Source organism: Paenibacillus sp. MAHUQ-63 (assembly GCF_028765165.1).
In the GTDB taxonomy this organism is placed as follows: domain Bacteria; phylum Bacillota; class Bacilli; order Paenibacillales; family NBRC-103111; genus Paenibacillus_E.
This window is the reverse complement of the sequence record NZ_JARADB010000002.1, coordinates 482,614-498,991: the sequence shown is the minus strand read 5'-3', so window position 1 is coordinate 498,991 and position 16,378 is coordinate 482,614. Positions and strand designations below refer to the sequence as shown.

The following is a 16,378-nucleotide window of genomic DNA, read 5'->3' as shown; positions in this document are numbered from 1 at the left end:
CAGTATAGTACATTAGTCCAAATTAAACAACATAATTTACCACTTTTGTTTAGAAACCTTATTTTCTCTCTTTATATTGGTCCGCTTACATTTACTTGACCGAAGGTAGAATAATAGAAAAAAAAGCTTAGCTACGACTCTAATTATGAGTCATAACTAAGCTTATCCTGATGCCTATGATATCGTTTGAGCGGTCTCCGCGCTGCCCTGCGAGTGCAGGTACAGCTGCTCGTAGTACCCGTGCTGCGCCAACAGCTCCGCATGGTTCCCTTCTTCCACGATATGTCCGTGGCTCATGACCAGAATGCGGTTGGCATGAATGATCGTCGAGATGCGGTGAGCGATAACCAGTGTCGTCCGCCCCTCTGCGACAACCTGCAGCGCAGCTTGGATAAGCTGCTCCGTTTGCGAATCCAGATTCGCCGTCGCTTCGTCGAGAATCAAAATTTTGGGCTGGAACACGATAATGCGCGCGAACGAAATGAGCTGCCGCTCGCCGGCCGACAAGCCGCTTCCCCGTTCGGAGATCCGCGTGTCATAGCCATCCTTCAGCCTGGCGATCAGCGCATCGGCGCCGACCAACCGGCAAGCCTCAATCACCGCTTCCCGAGGGATGGTTTCATCGAACATCCGCACATTGTCCAGAATGCTGCCGGCGTACAGATACGGCTCCTGCTGCACAAGGCCTACGATCCTGTGAAGTTCAGCCTGCGGGATATCGCGGATATCCGTCCCGTCGATGCTGACGCTTCCCTTCTGCACATCGTAGAAGCGGCAGAGCAGCGAAATCAGCGAGCTTTTACCGGCGCCCGTCGTACCGACAATGCCGATCATTTCACCGGGTGCGATGCGCAGCTCCAGATTCTCGATAACGGACACCTCCTTCAAATAGCCGAAGGTCACATTGCTGAAATGAATCTCGCCTTTCACGTTCTGCATGGCAACCGGCTTCGCGTCCGGCTTATCCTTGACTTCCGGCTGCGTGGCGAAAATGTTCCAAATCCGGTTCATCGAAACTGTCGTTGATTGGAGCGTATTCCACTGCTGCGTAATATTATTGATGGGCTGGAAAAACTGCCGAATATACGTAATGAACGCATAGAGAACGCCAAATTCGATCGTTTTATCGAAAACGGCAATGCCGCCGATCCACGTAATGAACGCGACCGACAAATTGCCCAAAATATCAAAGGAACGGTTGAACAAAACGTTCGTGCGAATTTCCCGCAAATTGGCCCGGAAATAGCTGTGATTGCGCTCCTCGAAGCGGCTCATCTGCTCCTTCTCCTGATGGAAGGCCTGGATGAGATGCATGCCCGACAAATTCTCCGCGGCGAAAGCGACCATCTGGGACAGCTGCGTTCTGGACAGCTGGTACGTCTTGCGCATGTACCTGCGGAAGCTGATCGCGATAAGCGCAATGATCGGAATAACGATCATACTGTACAGCGTCAACACCGGATCGAGATGATACATCAGCACGATGATGAATATCAGGGTCATGCCGTCGCGCACGAGACTGAGCAGCACTTGCGTAAAAAACTGGTTAAGCGTCTCCGTGTCGCTCGAAACGTGCGTAATCAAGCTGCCGCTTGGCGTTTTGTCATAATAGGACATCGATTGTTTGAAAATGTGTTGGAACAGGTCCTTGCGAATTTTGGCCACAATGCTTTGGCCGGCGAATTGAAGCAGGTTGTTCTGCAGATAACTGAAAAACAGCGAGCTTATCGAAAGTCCTACATAAAATAAACAGATGAGCAGCAGGGCTCTGTAATCGTTTTTGCCGATCATCAAGTTATCATCGATCGCGATCTTGACGAGGTACGGCTGGAACAAGTCTGCGGCGATTCCCATCAGCGCGCATACGAGGACGGCCGCGAAGGTCCATTTGTGCGGCTTGGCGTATCCGGATAAGACCCGTAAGGACGCTTTGGCGGGCTGCGGCTCTTTCATGCCGGCGGTTTTATTCTGCGACATCGTGGCTCCCCCCTTCCTGTATCGCATGAAGCTCTGCATACAAGCCTTCCTGGGCGATCAGCTCTTCATGTGTGCCGCGCTGCACGATGCGGCCTTCATGGAGCACGATGATTTCATCGGTATGCTTTAACGCCGATATCCGGTGCGCGATCCAAATCGTCGTTTTGTTGGAGCGCTCCTTGCGGATCGTATCGATAATGTGCTTCTCTGTGACGGCGTCTACAGCGCTTACACTATCATCCAGAATCATCAGCGGCGAATCCTTGATAATCCCTCGGGCCAAGCTCGTTCTCTGGCGTTGTCCGCCCGACAGCGTGACGCCGCGTTCGCCCAGCTTCGTTTCGAACTTCTCGGGAAACGACGTGATGCTGGATAAAATCTGCGCTTTCTTCGCGGCGCGCTCCACCTGCTCCAGCGGCAGCTCCCTTTTGTAGAAGGCGATATTATCGCGAATGGTTGTGCTGAACAGGAAGCCTTCCTGAGGCACATAGGCGATCTGGTTGCGCAAGCTTTCCAAGGTCACGTTGCGAATATCCGTATCCCCGATGTAAACGGTCCCCTCCGGCGGGTCGTAAATCCGCAACATCAGTTTCACCAAAGTTGATTTGCCGCTGCCGGTTTTACCGATAATGCCGATGGATTTGCCCGGTTCGATCGTAAGCGAGATGTCATGCAGCACCTCATCGTCGTCATCCGGATAGGCAAAGGAGAGATGCTCGATGCGTATGCCTTCATGATCCAAATGGCTGGGCTGCGCAAGCTCGTTCTGCACGACCTCTGATCTCAGATTCAGCAGCTCATTGAGCCGTTCGAGCGACGCCTTGGAGCGCTGCATGGCGTTGATGACGCGTCCGATCTGCTGCAAGGGGTTCACCATCATGCGTATGTACAAGGTTAATTCTACGAAATTACCGATTGTAATTCTGCCGAGAATCGTCAAATAGCCCCCAAAAGCAATCGCGATAATCAGCGATATTGCGCCCAGAAACGGAATGAGTGCTTCAAATAGGGAGGAAAGCCGGACCAGTCTCAGCTGGTTGTCGCGAATCCGGTCAACCGTCGCGCTAAACCTGCCGATCATAATGGACTCTACAGCGAACTTCTTCGTCACCCGGATGCCGCCGAACTGTTCTTCGGCCGACTCCGTCATTTTGCCTAATGCTTCTTGAACTTGCAAGGAACGGTTCTTAATGATCGGCTGAAACTTCACCGTCAGGAAAGGAATGAGCAGTAAAGGCAAAATGCAGATCGCAATTAAATACAACGGAATTGAGCTGAACAGCATCGTTGCCACGACGGCGATAATGAGTATCGCTGAGTTCGTGATCTGATTGATGCCCATCGAAATCGATTCGCGGATGACGGTTACGTCGTTCATGACATAGCTGAGCAGCTTGCCGACACCGTTCTTGGAATAGAAAGTAGCTCCCAGCTGTGTAAAATGATCGAACAACCGGTTACGGGTGACGAATTCGAATCTTCTGCCGTTGCGCATGATCAAATACTGGCCGATTGCCGTCAGAATGCCGAAGCTCAGACCGATGGCCAGCAGCATCAGGCTGTAATCGATAATCAGTTCCTTGCTGAGGCCTCCCTGCTGCAGCTTGTCGGTGAATTCGCCCAACAGCTTCGGATAATACGAATGAATGATGTTGCCAAGCGAGATCGACAATACGGCAGCGGCATACAACGGCCATTTCACTTTGAGAAAATCAATCAACAACCGTGTAGACTTCAAAACGACATCACTTCCTGTTACTTGTTGTCTGGAATATACAGCATTCCGATATAATTTCTGCAAGCTTCACGCGTCCCCTTACCAGTATACGCCTATTCCCCCCCACTTCCTATATCAGATATTGACGGTATAATAGAGAAGTGATCTAATCTTTACATCAGTTTCCCGGGAGGATTATCGCGATGGACTTCATACTGGACCGCATGGAAAATAAAATCGAGTTTTATCAAGGATATGATTTGAAACTGCTGGAGAAGCAGATTAACGAGCAAATCGATAACAATAAAGCGCTGCTGCTCGATGTTTTCGCCATTCAGCATCAGTCTGCCTTCGATCCGAATGCCGGCAAAATGCTGTACAGCGCCGTCGTTCATTTTAAAGCGAAAGCTCTCGGTTAAACCCTGCAAGACGACGAAAATGCCCTCCCATCTATGATGAGAGCGGCATTTTTCTTTTATAAACCAAGCATGAATTGCAAGGTTTTATCGTTAAAGCCAGGCAGACCCTCATGACCGAAATCAGGGTACAATTCATAGCTTTTTTTCGATTTGATTTTATTGTACGCGGCAAATTGCGTTGAAGGCGGGCAGACGGTGTCGGCGAGTCCGACGGCCATCATCACTTCCCCTTGAATTCGCTCCGCGAGGTTCTGAATGTCGATATAGCCCAGCTTCGTGAATACTTCGTCTTCACGCTTATGCTGCGGGTCGTGACGGCGGAAGAAGTCCTTCAGCTCCTGATACGCATCCTTCGCCAAATCCATTTCCCATACGCGCTTGTAGTCGCTGAGGAACGGATAGACGGGTGCCAATCGCTTGATTCTCGGCTCGAGCGCGGCGCATGCGATCGTCAATGCCCCTCCCTGCGAGCCGCCCATTGCGCCTACGCGCTCCGGATCCACCTCCGGCATGCTCATCGCAATGCCTGCAAGCTGCGCCGTGTCCAGGAAAATGTCGCGGAACAGCAGCTGGTCGGGATGGTCGTCCAGCCCTCTGACAATATGTCCTCTGAGCGTTGTCCCCTTCATCCCCCCAACATCTTCGGACAAGCCCCCTTGACCGCGGCAATCCATAGAGAAGAACGAATAACCCAGCGCTGCATATTGAATTTTATCGGACCAATCGCCGGAATTGCCGGAATAACCGTGGAACTGCACAATCGCCGGATGCGGCGCGGATGTGTGCTTGGGACGAATATATTTGGCATAAATGCGCGCGCCTTTCACCCCTGTGAAATAAAGGTCGAAGCATTCTGCGAAAGGCACTTGATACTCGCTTGGACGCAGCTCGATCTGCGGGTCAACCGCTTTCATTTCGGCAATCGCCCGCTCCCAATAAGCATCGAAATCGTCCGGGCGCGGGTTGCGCCCTTCATAGCTAAGCAGCTTCTCTAACGGCATGTCCACTAATGGCATGTTAACATCCTCTTTTCCTTTTATTTTAAAGGGACCGTGTAATCGGCGAAGTCGGCGGCAAGACCGTTCACATATCTGCCGGCTTCAACGTTCGGGCCGCTTCGGAAAACAAGCAAATCGTCACTCAGCGATGTATAAACAAGGCTGTTCTCATCCATGGTCGGCCGCTTCCGTCTCATGATGTCGGCAAATTGCCGGAGATCGGCGATCCCTTTGGCCGCTGCAGCGGTCTGATCCGCACACTCGAACACGACGGCATTGGCAAAGCCTCGGCTTGTGACCACCGAGCGGTCGGCGAGCACCTCGCGCTGGTACGGCTGCTGCAGGAATACGGCCATATATACATGTCCGCACAGCCCGAATAACGCCCCGTCATCTTCCATCCACTCGCCTGGCGGCAGGCATCCGATGATGCGGTCAGGCTGATCTTCCGGAATATGATACATCGAGATGATCGTATTGCGGTGAAAAAACACTTCTGAGTATTCGCTTTGATGGCGCAAATCTCCTTCTGCGAATCCGGGTCCCGGATGGAAAAAATACGCGTGATTGACCCCATGCACACGTCCCAGCGGCAGGGCGACATCCCAGCGGTGCTGTTCATTGTCGAACTCGAGAACGCGTTCGTACATACCGCCCATGGCATAGTGATCCGTGATATAAACATAACTGTGCAGCACATCCTCTGAGTGAGCGGCGACAGCAGCTTGCTTCGGAATTTTCGATTTGACCTGTACGGGAGCTTCACGGTTCAAAGCGAGCTCGCGCGCATCGGCCGGCGCTTCATAGACAAGGAAGCCTGCATACTCCGTGCGCGGCATGTCCGCAGGCAGCGCGAAATCGCCATACTGCACGTAGTCATGCAGCACATTCGTGTCCTTCGGCATGTCGTGCGGCCACATGCGGGCATGCGGTCCCACCCACGCGCCGCCCAGGTAATACGTCGAGCGCACGCGCCATAAATAGTCCAACAAGCGGGACAGCTCGGCTTTCACCTCTGGATCTGCGACCAGCTGCCAAGCGCATGTGAATGCTTGGACCCAATGCCAGAACCAAGGCAGTCCGCCGTACTCGGACATTCCCAGCGAAGTCACTCTGTCTAAGGTCAGCCGCAAGCTCTCCGCACCATCTGCGAACAGCTCCTGATCGGCAAAGCGCTGCCCGAGAATGAGCTTGGCCGCCGTATATTTGGCTTCGTGATGGTTGAAATGCTCCATAGGCTTCCGGTAGAAATCGCTCCTATAAATATGGTGAAGAGCATCCTCGAACAAGCTTCTTAAATCTTCTCTCAGAACATGGGCGTACCGCTCATAAAAGTAAACCATCAAGCTGCCCATCAACTCGACAGGCAGCGTGTTCTTCGGCGCTTCCTTCGGCGCCGATCTCAAATTCAGCGGCCAATGCCCGTAGGTCGGGCTTGCCGGATCCCGGTCCTGGAGCTCCAGCAGCAGCTGCAGAACGCCTTCCGCCTTGGCCTTCGCCAGGCTGCGGTCGCCGGCGAAGGCGATCTCTTCAGCTTGAGACGCTGCAAACAGATAGGAGGCGTAGTAGAAATTGTCGCGCACATCCCCATGAAATAAAAAGCCGCTGCTCAGGAGCGGCTGGTCAAATGCCGCTTGCGCAACACGCGATTGAACCTCGATTTGTCTTTGTTGCAAATTTGTCAAATTTGTCATCCCCTTGGATACTTCACTATAAGAGCGTTTTCTTCACCGAGTGAAGCGCTCTCTTTTTCAGTTGAAACGTTTAACTTAAGTTTATATGCAAATAAATACAGCGTCAATGCGCAGTCGCAGATTCAATTTTCAATTTTTAGCTGTTGCATCCCCTTGCATTTTCTAATAAAATGATCTACCGTCGGTCAAAATATATCAACACCATAATTTGCATGGAATAGGAGGTATTCATCCTGATTCATATCGATAACTTGCTCAAAGTGTACGAGGATGTACCGGGACGCTTACCGGCCATCCAGCAGATCCATTTACATATCGAACGCGGAGAAATCTTCGGCATTATCGGGCACTCCGGGGCAGGCAAGAGCACTCTGCTGCGGTGTGTGAATTTGCTCGAGCGTCCTACTTCCGGGAGCATCCGGATCGACGGAGAGGACATGACTGCTCTGAATGCCAGACAGCTTCAGGTGAAGCGCCGCAAGATCGGCATGATCTTCCAGCATTTCAACCTGCTCGCTTCGGCCACGGTGGCCGAAAATATTGCCTTTCCATTGAAGCTGGCGGGTACGGGTCAAGCGGAAATCCATGCAAGAATCAAGGAGCTGCTTGAGCTCGTAGGGCTGCAGGAGCACGCTCACAAATATCCGAACCAGCTGTCCGGCGGTCAGAAGCAGCGTGTCGGCATCGCCAGAGCGCTGGCGAATCATCCGGATATTTTGCTCTGTGATGAAGCGACCTCCGCACTCGATCCGCAGACGACGAACGCCATTCTCGCCCTGCTCCTCGACATTAACCGGAAGCTGGGCATTACCATTCTGCTGATCACGCACGAGATGCAGGTCATTCGCGCGATCTGTGACCGGGTAGCCGTCATGGAAAAAGGCACGATCGTCGAAACCGGCAAAGTGCTGGATGTATTCCTTCAACCCCAGCACAGGGTTACGAAGGATTTCGTCGGACAAGTTTCCGATTTGACCGATAGAGCCGGCCATACCAATTTGCAGCCTAGCGATCCTTCAGGCACTGTGATCCGCATAACGTATATCGGGGCCAAAACGTATGAGCCGATTTTGTTCGAAACCGTGAAGTCGACAGGCGTATCCTTCGCCATTCTCCAAGGGACGATTTCGTCCATGAAAGGGGTGCCTTACGGTCAATTGGTCGTTCAATTATCCGGCGGAACCCCTGGCGAAATCGCCGAAGTGACGGGCAAGCTGAAGCAGGAAGGCATGGATGTGGAGGTGCTGGTACCGTGAATATGAGCTGGGAAATTAATTGGGCCGAGATTGCCGGAGCAACCGGCGATACGCTGATCATGCTTCTCTGGTCGCTGCTGTTTACGGTGATCATCGGCTTGGCGCTTGGCATTATTTTATTTCTTACTTCCAAAGGCCAGCTGCTGCAAAATTTGCCCTTGTACGGCGTGCTCTCGCTGATCGTCAATGTGCTCCGCTCCGTGCCGTTCGTCATTCTGATGATCAGCGTGTTCCCGATCACCAAAGCGCTCGTGCACACCACCATCGGCGTCAAAGGCGCTATTCCGCCTCTGGTCATTGCCGCAGCGCCGTTTCTTGCGCGGCTGGTGGAATCCGCGCTGCGTGAGATCGAGAGCGGCGTCATTGAGGCCGCTCAATCGATGGGCGCAACGCCATGGCAAATCGTGTGGCGCGTCCTTCTGCCGGAAGCGCGCCCGGGCTTGATCTCAGCCGTGACGGTAACGGCCGTCACGCTGCTCTCCTACTCCGCCATGTCAGGCGTCGTAGGCGGCGGCGGTCTCGGCGATCTGTCCCTCCGTTACGGTTACATGCGGTTCCGTACAGATATTATGATCGTCACCGTCGTGATCCTTGTCCTTTTCGTTCAATTGCTGCAAATGCTCGGCGACCGGATGGTTGCCAAATACAACCGCAAATAAGACATCATAACATTATTGGAGGTCCTTGTACAATGAGAAAGCTTACTTTATCCCTAGTTTCCTTGTTCCTCGTGCTGGCGCTAGCCGCATGCGGACAAAAGCCGGCTGAGAACCCGGCCAGCACCGCTCCGGCCGCATCCGCTTCGCCTGCAGCGGCTGCGCCAGGCAAGGAAGTGACGCTGAAAGTCGGCGCTACGTCCGTGCCTCACGCAGAAATCTTGAACAGCCTGAAAGCCAAAATGAAAGAGCAGGGCGTTAACCTTGAAGTCATTGAGTTTAACGACTACGTCCAACCGAACGTTCAAGTGTTCGAGAAGCAATTGGACGCTAACTTCTTCCAACATCTTCCTTACCTTGAGCAGTTCAACGCCGACAAAAAACAAAACCTGGTGAAAGTCGCCGGCGTACACATTGAGCCTTTCGGCGCATACTCGCAAAAAGTCAAATCCGCTGCCGAACTGAAAGAAGGCGCATCGGTTGCGATTCCGAATGACCCTTCCAATGCCGGCCGCGCGCTGGCGCTGCTGGAGAAGAACGGCCTGATCAAGCTGAAAGACGGCGTAGGCATTAAAGGTACTGTGAAAGATATCGTAGAGAACAGCAAAAAGCTGCAAATCAAAGAGCTTGATCCGGCGATGCTGCCGCGTACGATCGGCGAATTCGATCTTGCTCTGATCAACACCAACTATGCGCTGCAAGCTAACCTGAACCCTACGAAAGACGCGCTGTTCATCGAGGATAAAAACTCTCCGTACGTGAACATTCTCGTTTCCCGTCCGGATAACAAAGATTCCGAAGCTATGCAGAAATTGGCGAAGGAATTGAACTCCGCCGATACGAAAAAATTCATCGAAGACAAATACAAAGGCGCAATCGTTCCTGCGTTCTAATAAGGCAAAAGGTGTCCCACAGCCATCATCATGGCGGGGACACCTTTTTTGTCATTTTTGCTCAATACCAAGTTAACGCCGTTGGAAGAACACGAATAAACAGAACGATATCTTGCATGAATTTTCTCATGACACTCGCCTCCGGAAAGACAGAAAGCGCCTATCCTCATTCAGGATAGGCGCCATTGCCTCAAGTATATTAGGTGCACGTCGTTGTGCGGTAATATTAATATACATCGTTGTGCGATATATGTCAACTATAATAACATACTTAAAGAATCTCTATTATTTGTGTAATGAAACATGACATAACATCTATCTTAACAGCGAGTAAACGTCCGTATATTCATATCCGTGTGCCTCTGCCACTGCTTTGTAGGTGACATGGCCGCCCACGACATTCACCCCTTTGGCGATCGCGCTGTTGTCCAGCGCCGCACGCACATAGCCTTTGCCGGCAATCTGCAGCCCGTACGGCGTCGTTGCATTGGTCAAGGCCAAGGTAGACGTACGTGCCACGGCCCCCGGCATATTCGCTACCGCATAATGGATGACACCATGTTTCTCATATGTCGGGTTATCATGCGTCGTGATGCGGTCAATCGTCTCGATGGAGCCGCCTTGGTCAATCGCGACGTCGACGATCACACTGCCCGGACTCATCGTTCTCACCATGTCTTCTGTCACGAGACGCGGTGCCCGGGCCCCCGGGATCAGGACGGCCCCTACGACCAGATCGGCCCTGCGTACGACTTCCGCGATGTTGTAAGGGCTGGACATGATCGTTTTGACACGGCCTTGGAACAGATCGTCCAACTGACGCAGCCGGTCCGGATTCAAATCGACAATCGTGACATCGGCGCCAAGACCGATCGCCATCTTCGCCGCATTCGTGCCGACGATCCCCCCGCCGATCACCGCTACGCGCCCCGGCTCGACACCCGGCACACCGCCGAGCAGGATGCCTTTGCCGCCATGCGCCTTCTCCAGGAAATGCGCCCCGATCTGCACGGACATGCGTCCGGCCACTTCACTCATCGGCGTCAGGAGCGGCAGGCTGCCGTTAGCCAGTTGAATGGTCTCGTACGCAATCGCCGTCACTTGGTTGCTGGCGAGTGCGTGAGTCAGCTCAGCTTCCGGCGCCAAATGCAGATACGTATATAAAATCAAGCCTTCATGGAAGTAACCATACTCCTCCGGAAGCGGTTCTTTCACTTTAACGACCATCTCGGCGGACCATACTTCAGCAGCGGAATGTACGATGCTGGCGCCTGCTTGCACATAATCCTCATCCGTGAAGCCGATGCTGTGACCCGCCTTCGTCTCCACCTTCACTTCATGACCGGCTTGCGTGTAAGAAAGCACGGAGCTTGGCGTCATGCCAACGCGAAACTCATTGTTTTTGATTTCTTTAGGAACCCCGATGATCATTGCGCATCTGCCTCTCTTAGGGACCCTTGACATAAAAAGGATCCGTCTTTACTTGATATTTCCAAGTATAAGAGGGATCCGCTATCGTTCCATTAGACAAAATGTAAAGAAACTGAATCTATCTTTTTCACAATTTCGTTTCGGGGTGCAGCAGTTGGTAGGCGCGAATGCCTACCTGCAGCGCCAGGCGCTTCTCCGGGAGCATATAATCGGCTCCGAGCAGCTCCTCGATCTTCTCCAAGCGGTAATACAGCGATTGTCTCACGATAAAAAGCTGCTGAGCGGCAATTTGTTTGGAGCCGTCGCTGTCGAGATAGACTTTGAGCGTGCGCAGCAGCTCGCTGCCTTTCAGCCGGTCATGGTCGAGGATCGGCCCCAAATACGTACGGACGAACGATTGCAGCAGCTGTTTGTCCGCAATATGAAACAGCAGCTGGTACACGCCCAGCTCATCATAAAACAGCACTTTGCTTTGCAGCGTAGGCGCAAGGGAAATCGCCTGAAGCGCCTCCTGGTAGCTCTGATGCGCCTGCAGAAAGCTTCGATTGCTCTGACCGACGCCAATCGTCAACTCCATCTCTTCCTCCGCTTTCAACAGCTGCAGCGACGCTAGAACGTGCTGCAGCCGTTCTTTGGCCGGCCGCTTCGGCGCTTTGTCGAACGCGACGACAACAAGCCGGTTATTTTTGAGCGTAAGCAGAGGATGGAACGTATGCTGTTCAAAAACGGACCTTGCCGCAAGCGAGAGGTGAATGCCCGCAGACTCTACGCCATCGCTCGGCAGCGCCGGATGGTCCTCGCCTGCTTTTGACTCGAATTCTATTAAAATGACATAGTAAGGCAGCTCGTTCAGCTGTTTGAAGCTGCTCCCGATCAGCACCTTGATCTGCTCTTCATCACGAATGCGCAGATGCAGCAGATCATCCACCCACAGCGTTTGGGAATAAAGCTTCCGCTCCTCCATATACCGCTTGCGCAATAAATCCTGCGCGATCGACAACGAGGCTGAGTCCAGGATCAAGTACTCGTATTCCTGCGGCTTACGGGCGAGAATGAGAACAATATGCGCCCAAGTTTTGCCCATGGCGCCGACAGGGTGAACGATGACGGTCTGCCCTTCCCAGTCAAATACCGCTGGCGCGCCTGCATGCCGCGAGTTCCCGCCATCCGGGAGACGGCCGCTTACCACATCCAGCCATTCCTTCATCTCGCGGCTGCCCGTCTGCGGGACGAATCTCGGCTGCCCGTCCGTCGGCACATAGATGACTTGGGCTTTCGTGCTGCTCTGCAGCAGCCCCAGCACGTGCCCCACCCCCTGCGAGGAGAGCGTCATGCGGTGGAATTCACGCGATATTTTCTCCAAATCCTGCAGCGCTTTATGATGTTGATTAATGATATGCGCATGAATATCCTGCGTAATGTCGATGAAGCGCACAGCCTGCGGGAATATAATAAGCGGCAATTGGCATGCTTCCGCAGCAGCGATCCACGGCTCGGGAATGGCTGTCAAATAATGGCCCATCTCGATGCAGAGACAGGACACGTTGTTCGTAACGAGCTGGTTCAGATAGGTCATGAACAGAGCCGTATCGCTCTTGAAAGCGGCTCCCGTCGTCAGAATCATCTCTCCGCCCTGGAGCAGCTCCTCGAATTGAATCACTTCGATAATATGGACCCAACGTACCGTCCGATGCAGCCCGTTCCGGCCGGCCGCGATATGGGCGTGTTGAAAAAACGGCCTGCCCAGCACTTCTTGTACCGTTAACTGATAATCTTCATTCAAAAGCGTCACGCTACTTTCTTCTGGCTCGCGAAGTTATCCACAATCGCTCTATATGGCTATTTGGGGATAACAGGATTTTACGCCATTTAGTATACATGAAAAATGGCGCTGCGTCATATAAATCCCGGCTGCCCGCACATGCGTCGTTGGACAAAAAAAAGCGCCTGTTTCACGAGGAAACAAGACGCTTCGTTGTGTTACACATATATCGCTTTGTCAATGGCAACCGTGTGCCCCGCCCATACTTGCTGCGATGTCCATAGCGCATCGGCTCCTTGCCAGAACGGATCGTCCGCCGGCAAGCCGAGCGGCAGGAACACCGCCGAGCATAAGTACAGACTGCCGGTTGAGATATACGGTTCGCCCAGCTCCGGCTGATGGCCGCACAGGCCGATCTTCAGCCAGCCGGCCTCGTCGAACGTACCCGGCGCTTCGATCAAGCGCTTGATCACCGCGGTCAGCGCGCAGCGAACTTGAGCCGGCGCGACGCCGTCCGGCAGCTCGCGGCGCTGTGCGGTTTGGGCCAGCGCTTGGAAAGCGCCGAACCGGTACGCGAGCGACCTGCCGACGACGGGGAACGTACCCTCCGGTGAAATGGAGCGTTCCTGTACCGCGGCGAAACGCTGCGCGCGGATGATGATTTTTTCGCGCATAGCGCCCCAGTCCGCATATTCCTCGCCGACATGCTCGATGATATCGACCATCATCGGCTGTATGACGAAGCTGTTATAATAATCGGCATGATATTCCGGGCCGTCGCCGTACATGCCGTCGCCAAGGTACCACTGCTCATGCTGCTTCAAGGCGAAGTCCACCCGCATCCGGTCCCAATCCGCGCCCATGAAGCGCAGCGCCGTTTCTGTCATGGCGGCGAACAGCAGCCAGTTGTTGAACGCAGGCTTGCGCGTTCGCGACGACTGCAAAGCTTTCACCAGATTAGCCTGCACCCGGCTGTCCAGACCATGCCACAGCGCATTCGGAGCGCGGAGAATGGCATGGGACAGGAAGGCGGTGTCAACGACCGGCTGAAAGCCGTGGCTAAAGTTCAGGAAATCCGGAGACTCCGGATCCGTCGCGGCGTCCAGCCCTGCCTGCACCAGTGCGACATAGCGCAGGCGCAGCTTTTCTTCTTCCGCGTCTGCAACCGGGTTCTCCAGCCAAGGAGCAAGACCGACCAGCGTACGCGCCAAAGCTTCCAAGTGCGAGTATTGGCGCTGCTCTTCTTTTTTATTCTCGACGGGCATGGTTGCTCGCAGTTGTCTTGCCGCCAGCGCCTGCAGAACAGGATCGGCAATGCGCAGCATCGTTTGAAGCCAATATGAACGCGTATTCTGGCTAGATGTCGTTTGATTACTCATACCAGTATCCTTTTAGTCCTTTCTCCATGCGAACCAAAGCCTCTAAGTAGTAGTAGTCGCCCCAAATCATGAAATCGTCCGGCGCCGCGCCGCCGCGAACGCTGTAAGAACCGCGCTCAATGAACCCTTGGGCATCCGGTTTGCCGATCGTTGCGTATGATTGGACGAGTCCCGTCATCGAACGTTGGATGCCATCCTGCAGAATTGCACGGTCGGCGTCATCCGCAGCCAGATGCTCCAAAATTTCGAGCGCGCCCGCGGAAGCAATCGCCGAGGCCGAGCTGTCGCGCTTCGTATCTGCGTTAACCGGTGCATTGAAATCCCAATAGACTACGTTGTCTTCCGGCAAGCGTTCGAAGAAATATTTGGCCAAACGTTTTGCCGTCTCCAAATATAGCGGATTGCGCGTATAGCGGTAGGAAAGCGCAAAGCCGTAAATCCCCCATGCTTGACCGCGTGTCCAGGTGGAGCCGTCTTGGTAGCCTTGATGCGTTCCTCCGCGCAGCGGCTCGCCGGTTTCCTGATCAAAGTAAAACGTATGATAAGAAGAATCGTCACCGCGCACCAGGTAGCGGCGGCTCAAGTCAGCATGAATGACCGCCGCCTCTTTGTATTTGGCATCGCCGGTTTGCTCGTACGCCCAGTACAGCAGCGGCAGGTTCAGCATGCAATCGATAATGATGCGGCCGCCGTTCTGAGGATCGCCTTCCAGCCCCCATGCTTGAATGTACTGGCCTTTCGGTCTCCAGCGCTTCATCAGCACGTCGGCAGCCTGCAGAGTAAGCTGTCTTGCCGCTTCGTCCTTCTCGATGATCCACTGCGCTTTGGAAGACAGGGAATACAAGAAGCCGATGTCGTGGTGATCGAGCGCTACATGGTTCTCCAATCTTTGCTTGAAGCTTGCCACTGTTCTCCGCGCTGCTTCCTGGAACACCGGATCACCGCTGTATTGGTAGCTCAGCCACAGAATGCCTGACCAGAAGCCGTCCGTCCAATCCGTATTCGGATTCAAGTGATACACATCGTTCTCGCTGACATGCGGAAATAGATCTCCAAAACGTTCAATATTCGCTCTCGTTTTCTGTAAGGCATCTTCAATGGCTTGTTTCCACATGAATGTATCACTCCATTATCATAATTTGGTCGTTTCTCGTTCTATAAATGTAAGCGGGACCTCTATTTCCCGGTCTTCCCCTGAATCCTCTTTACTGCCGAACTTATGCAGCAGCTTCCCGATCGCTTGGTGCGCCTGCTCATAGTAAGGAATGTCCCAGCTCGAAATGCCCGGGTAACTCTCCTTGGCAATGTAATCGTTGTTGATGCCGATCAGCCGAATGCGATTCGGAATATCAATCCCGAGCCGGTTAGCAGCCGATAGTATGCGCAATGCCACATGGTCGTCAAAGGCGATGATGCCTATCGGATGTTGGTAACGCTGCACCAAACCGCTTAAATACGCTCCGATATCCAACCCTTTGCTATCGGCGATTTCGTGACCAATACCGCTTCCATGCTGCGCCATTCCCGACTGGAACCCCAAGCGGCGCCGTTCGTCGATCACTTTGGAGCCTTTGCTTCCTATGTAACATATCGTGCCGCAGCCGCGGTCAACGAGCACCTTGACGGATTGCTCGCAAGCCCCTGCAAAGCCTAAATTCACAGCTCCCGTCGCAATATCTTCCGGCCAATTCCACCCATTGATCATAACGAGCGGCGTACCGCTGTTCACAATGGAACGCGTCGTCTCGAAGCCCATGGCCAAACCATGGCAAATAAGTCCGTCGACCCTGCGCTCCAGCAGCACTTCCAAGTGCCTTCTCTCAATGGCCGGATCGAATCCTCCGGAAGAGAACACGGAGAGATGGTAACCGACATTGTGCGCTTCAAGCTGCAAATGTTCGGCAAGCTGGCCATAGTAACTGCCCAGTGCCGGGATAATGACACCGATTTCATAAGTTTTGTTGCGGCTTAACCCCGCTGCCATCGTGTTGCGCCGATATCCAAGTTGTTCAGCAGCCAATTCGACCTTGCGGATCGTCTCTTTCGACGAACGAATACCACCTCGATTCAGCACATTGGAGACGGTGGCGATGGAAACGCCGGCGGCTTCTGCCACTTCTACAATGGTGACTTGTTTGGGCTTAGACATCCCTGTTTCAACTCCGTTTTGTTAAACGTTTAACATACATGTATAGC

The 16,378-nt window shown here is 53.3% G+C and carries 13 protein-coding genes; 4 read left to right on the top strand and 9 right to left on the bottom strand.

The genetic code is table 11. The features are described 5' to 3' along the window. Positions 1–174 precede the first annotated feature (174 nt). Positions 175–1,977: an ABC transporter ATP-binding protein gene (locus tag PUT07_RS10375; protein WP_274467877.1), complete on the bottom strand. Its 1,803-nt coding sequence runs from the start codon at positions 1,975–1,977 to the stop codon at positions 175–177. Next, on the bottom strand, positions 1,964–3,715 hold the full coding sequence (locus tag PUT07_RS10370; protein ID WP_274467876.1) for an ABC transporter ATP-binding protein: 1,752 nt from the start codon (positions 3,713–3,715) through the stop codon (positions 1,964–1,966). Before PUT07_RS10370 ends, PUT07_RS10375 begins: the two co-directional genes overlap by 14 nt. Positions 3,716–3,897: 182 nt before the next feature. Between PUT07_RS10370 and PUT07_RS10365 the strand changes: the two genes are divergently transcribed. Next, complete coding sequence (locus PUT07_RS10365; protein WP_274467875.1) at positions 3,898–4,113, top strand: YrzA family protein; 216 nt, start codon at positions 3,898–3,900, stop codon at positions 4,111–4,113. Positions 4,114–4,169: 56 nt separating this feature from the next. Here PUT07_RS10365 and PUT07_RS10360 read toward each other — a convergent pair whose 3' ends face one another. Together PUT07_RS10360 and PUT07_RS10355 are read right to left on the bottom strand one after the other, a co-directional pair. Further along, positions 4,170–5,129: an acetylxylan esterase gene (locus PUT07_RS10360; RefSeq protein WP_274467874.1), complete on the bottom strand. Its 960-nt coding sequence runs from the start codon at positions 5,127–5,129 to the stop codon at positions 4,170–4,172. Between the two features lie 20 nt (positions 5,130–5,149). Then, entirely contained in the window at positions 5,150–6,805 is a 1,656-nt protein-coding gene (locus PUT07_RS10355; protein ID WP_379239648.1) for a hypothetical protein, read from the bottom strand. 233 nt (positions 6,806–7,038) lie between these two features. Between PUT07_RS10355 and PUT07_RS10350 the strand changes: the two genes are divergently transcribed. Genes PUT07_RS10350 through PUT07_RS10340 form a run of 3 tightly spaced genes read left to right on the top strand, consistent with a single transcriptional unit; the run spans position 7,039 to position 9,610 of the window. Then, positions 7,039–8,061, top strand: coding sequence for a methionine ABC transporter ATP-binding protein (locus PUT07_RS10350; RefSeq protein ID WP_379239773.1), 1,023 nt, complete (start codon positions 7,039–7,041; stop codon positions 8,059–8,061). Positions 8,062–8,063: 2 nt separating this feature from the next. Further along, positions 8,064–8,720 (top strand): methionine ABC transporter permease, encoded by a 657-nt coding sequence (locus PUT07_RS10345; protein ID WP_274469279.1) that lies wholly within the window; start codon positions 8,064–8,066, stop codon positions 8,718–8,720. A 32-nt stretch (positions 8,721–8,752) separates the two neighbouring features. Then, a complete protein-coding gene (locus tag PUT07_RS10340; RefSeq protein ID WP_274467871.1) occupies positions 8,753–9,610 on the top strand; it encodes a MetQ/NlpA family ABC transporter substrate-binding protein in 858 nt (285 codons plus the stop codon). 315 nt (positions 9,611–9,925) lie between these two features. On the opposite strand, the gene ald is transcribed toward PUT07_RS10340, so the two are convergent. The 5 genes from ald to PUT07_RS10315 all read right to left on the bottom strand — a co-directional run bounded on the left by ald (position 9,926) and on the right by PUT07_RS10315 (position 16,331). Further along, the gene (ald, locus tag PUT07_RS10335; RefSeq protein ID WP_274467870.1) at positions 9,926–11,041 is read right to left on the bottom strand and encodes an alanine dehydrogenase; all 1,116 of its coding nucleotides are present in this window, start codon (positions 11,039–11,041) and stop codon (positions 9,926–9,928) included. A 127-nt stretch (positions 11,042–11,168) separates the two neighbouring features. Beyond that, entirely contained in the window at positions 11,169–12,833 is a 1,665-nt protein-coding gene (locus PUT07_RS10330; protein WP_274467869.1) for a PucR family transcriptional regulator, read from the bottom strand. Positions 12,834–13,021: 188 nt separating this feature from the next. Continuing rightward, positions 13,022–14,182: a DUF2264 domain-containing protein gene (locus PUT07_RS10325; protein ID WP_274467868.1), complete on the bottom strand. Its 1,161-nt coding sequence runs from the start codon at positions 14,180–14,182 to the stop codon at positions 13,022–13,024. Next, on the bottom strand, positions 14,175–15,296 hold the full coding sequence (locus PUT07_RS10320; protein WP_274467867.1) for a glycoside hydrolase family 88 protein: 1,122 nt from the start codon (positions 15,294–15,296) through the stop codon (positions 14,175–14,177). The genes PUT07_RS10325 and PUT07_RS10320 overlap by 8 nt, the downstream gene beginning before the upstream one ends. 18 nt (positions 15,297–15,314) lie before the next feature. After that, positions 15,315–16,331 (bottom strand): LacI family DNA-binding transcriptional regulator, encoded by a 1,017-nt coding sequence (locus tag PUT07_RS10315; protein WP_274467866.1) that lies wholly within the window; start codon positions 16,329–16,331, stop codon positions 15,315–15,317. Positions 16,332–16,378: the final 47 nt, after the last annotated feature.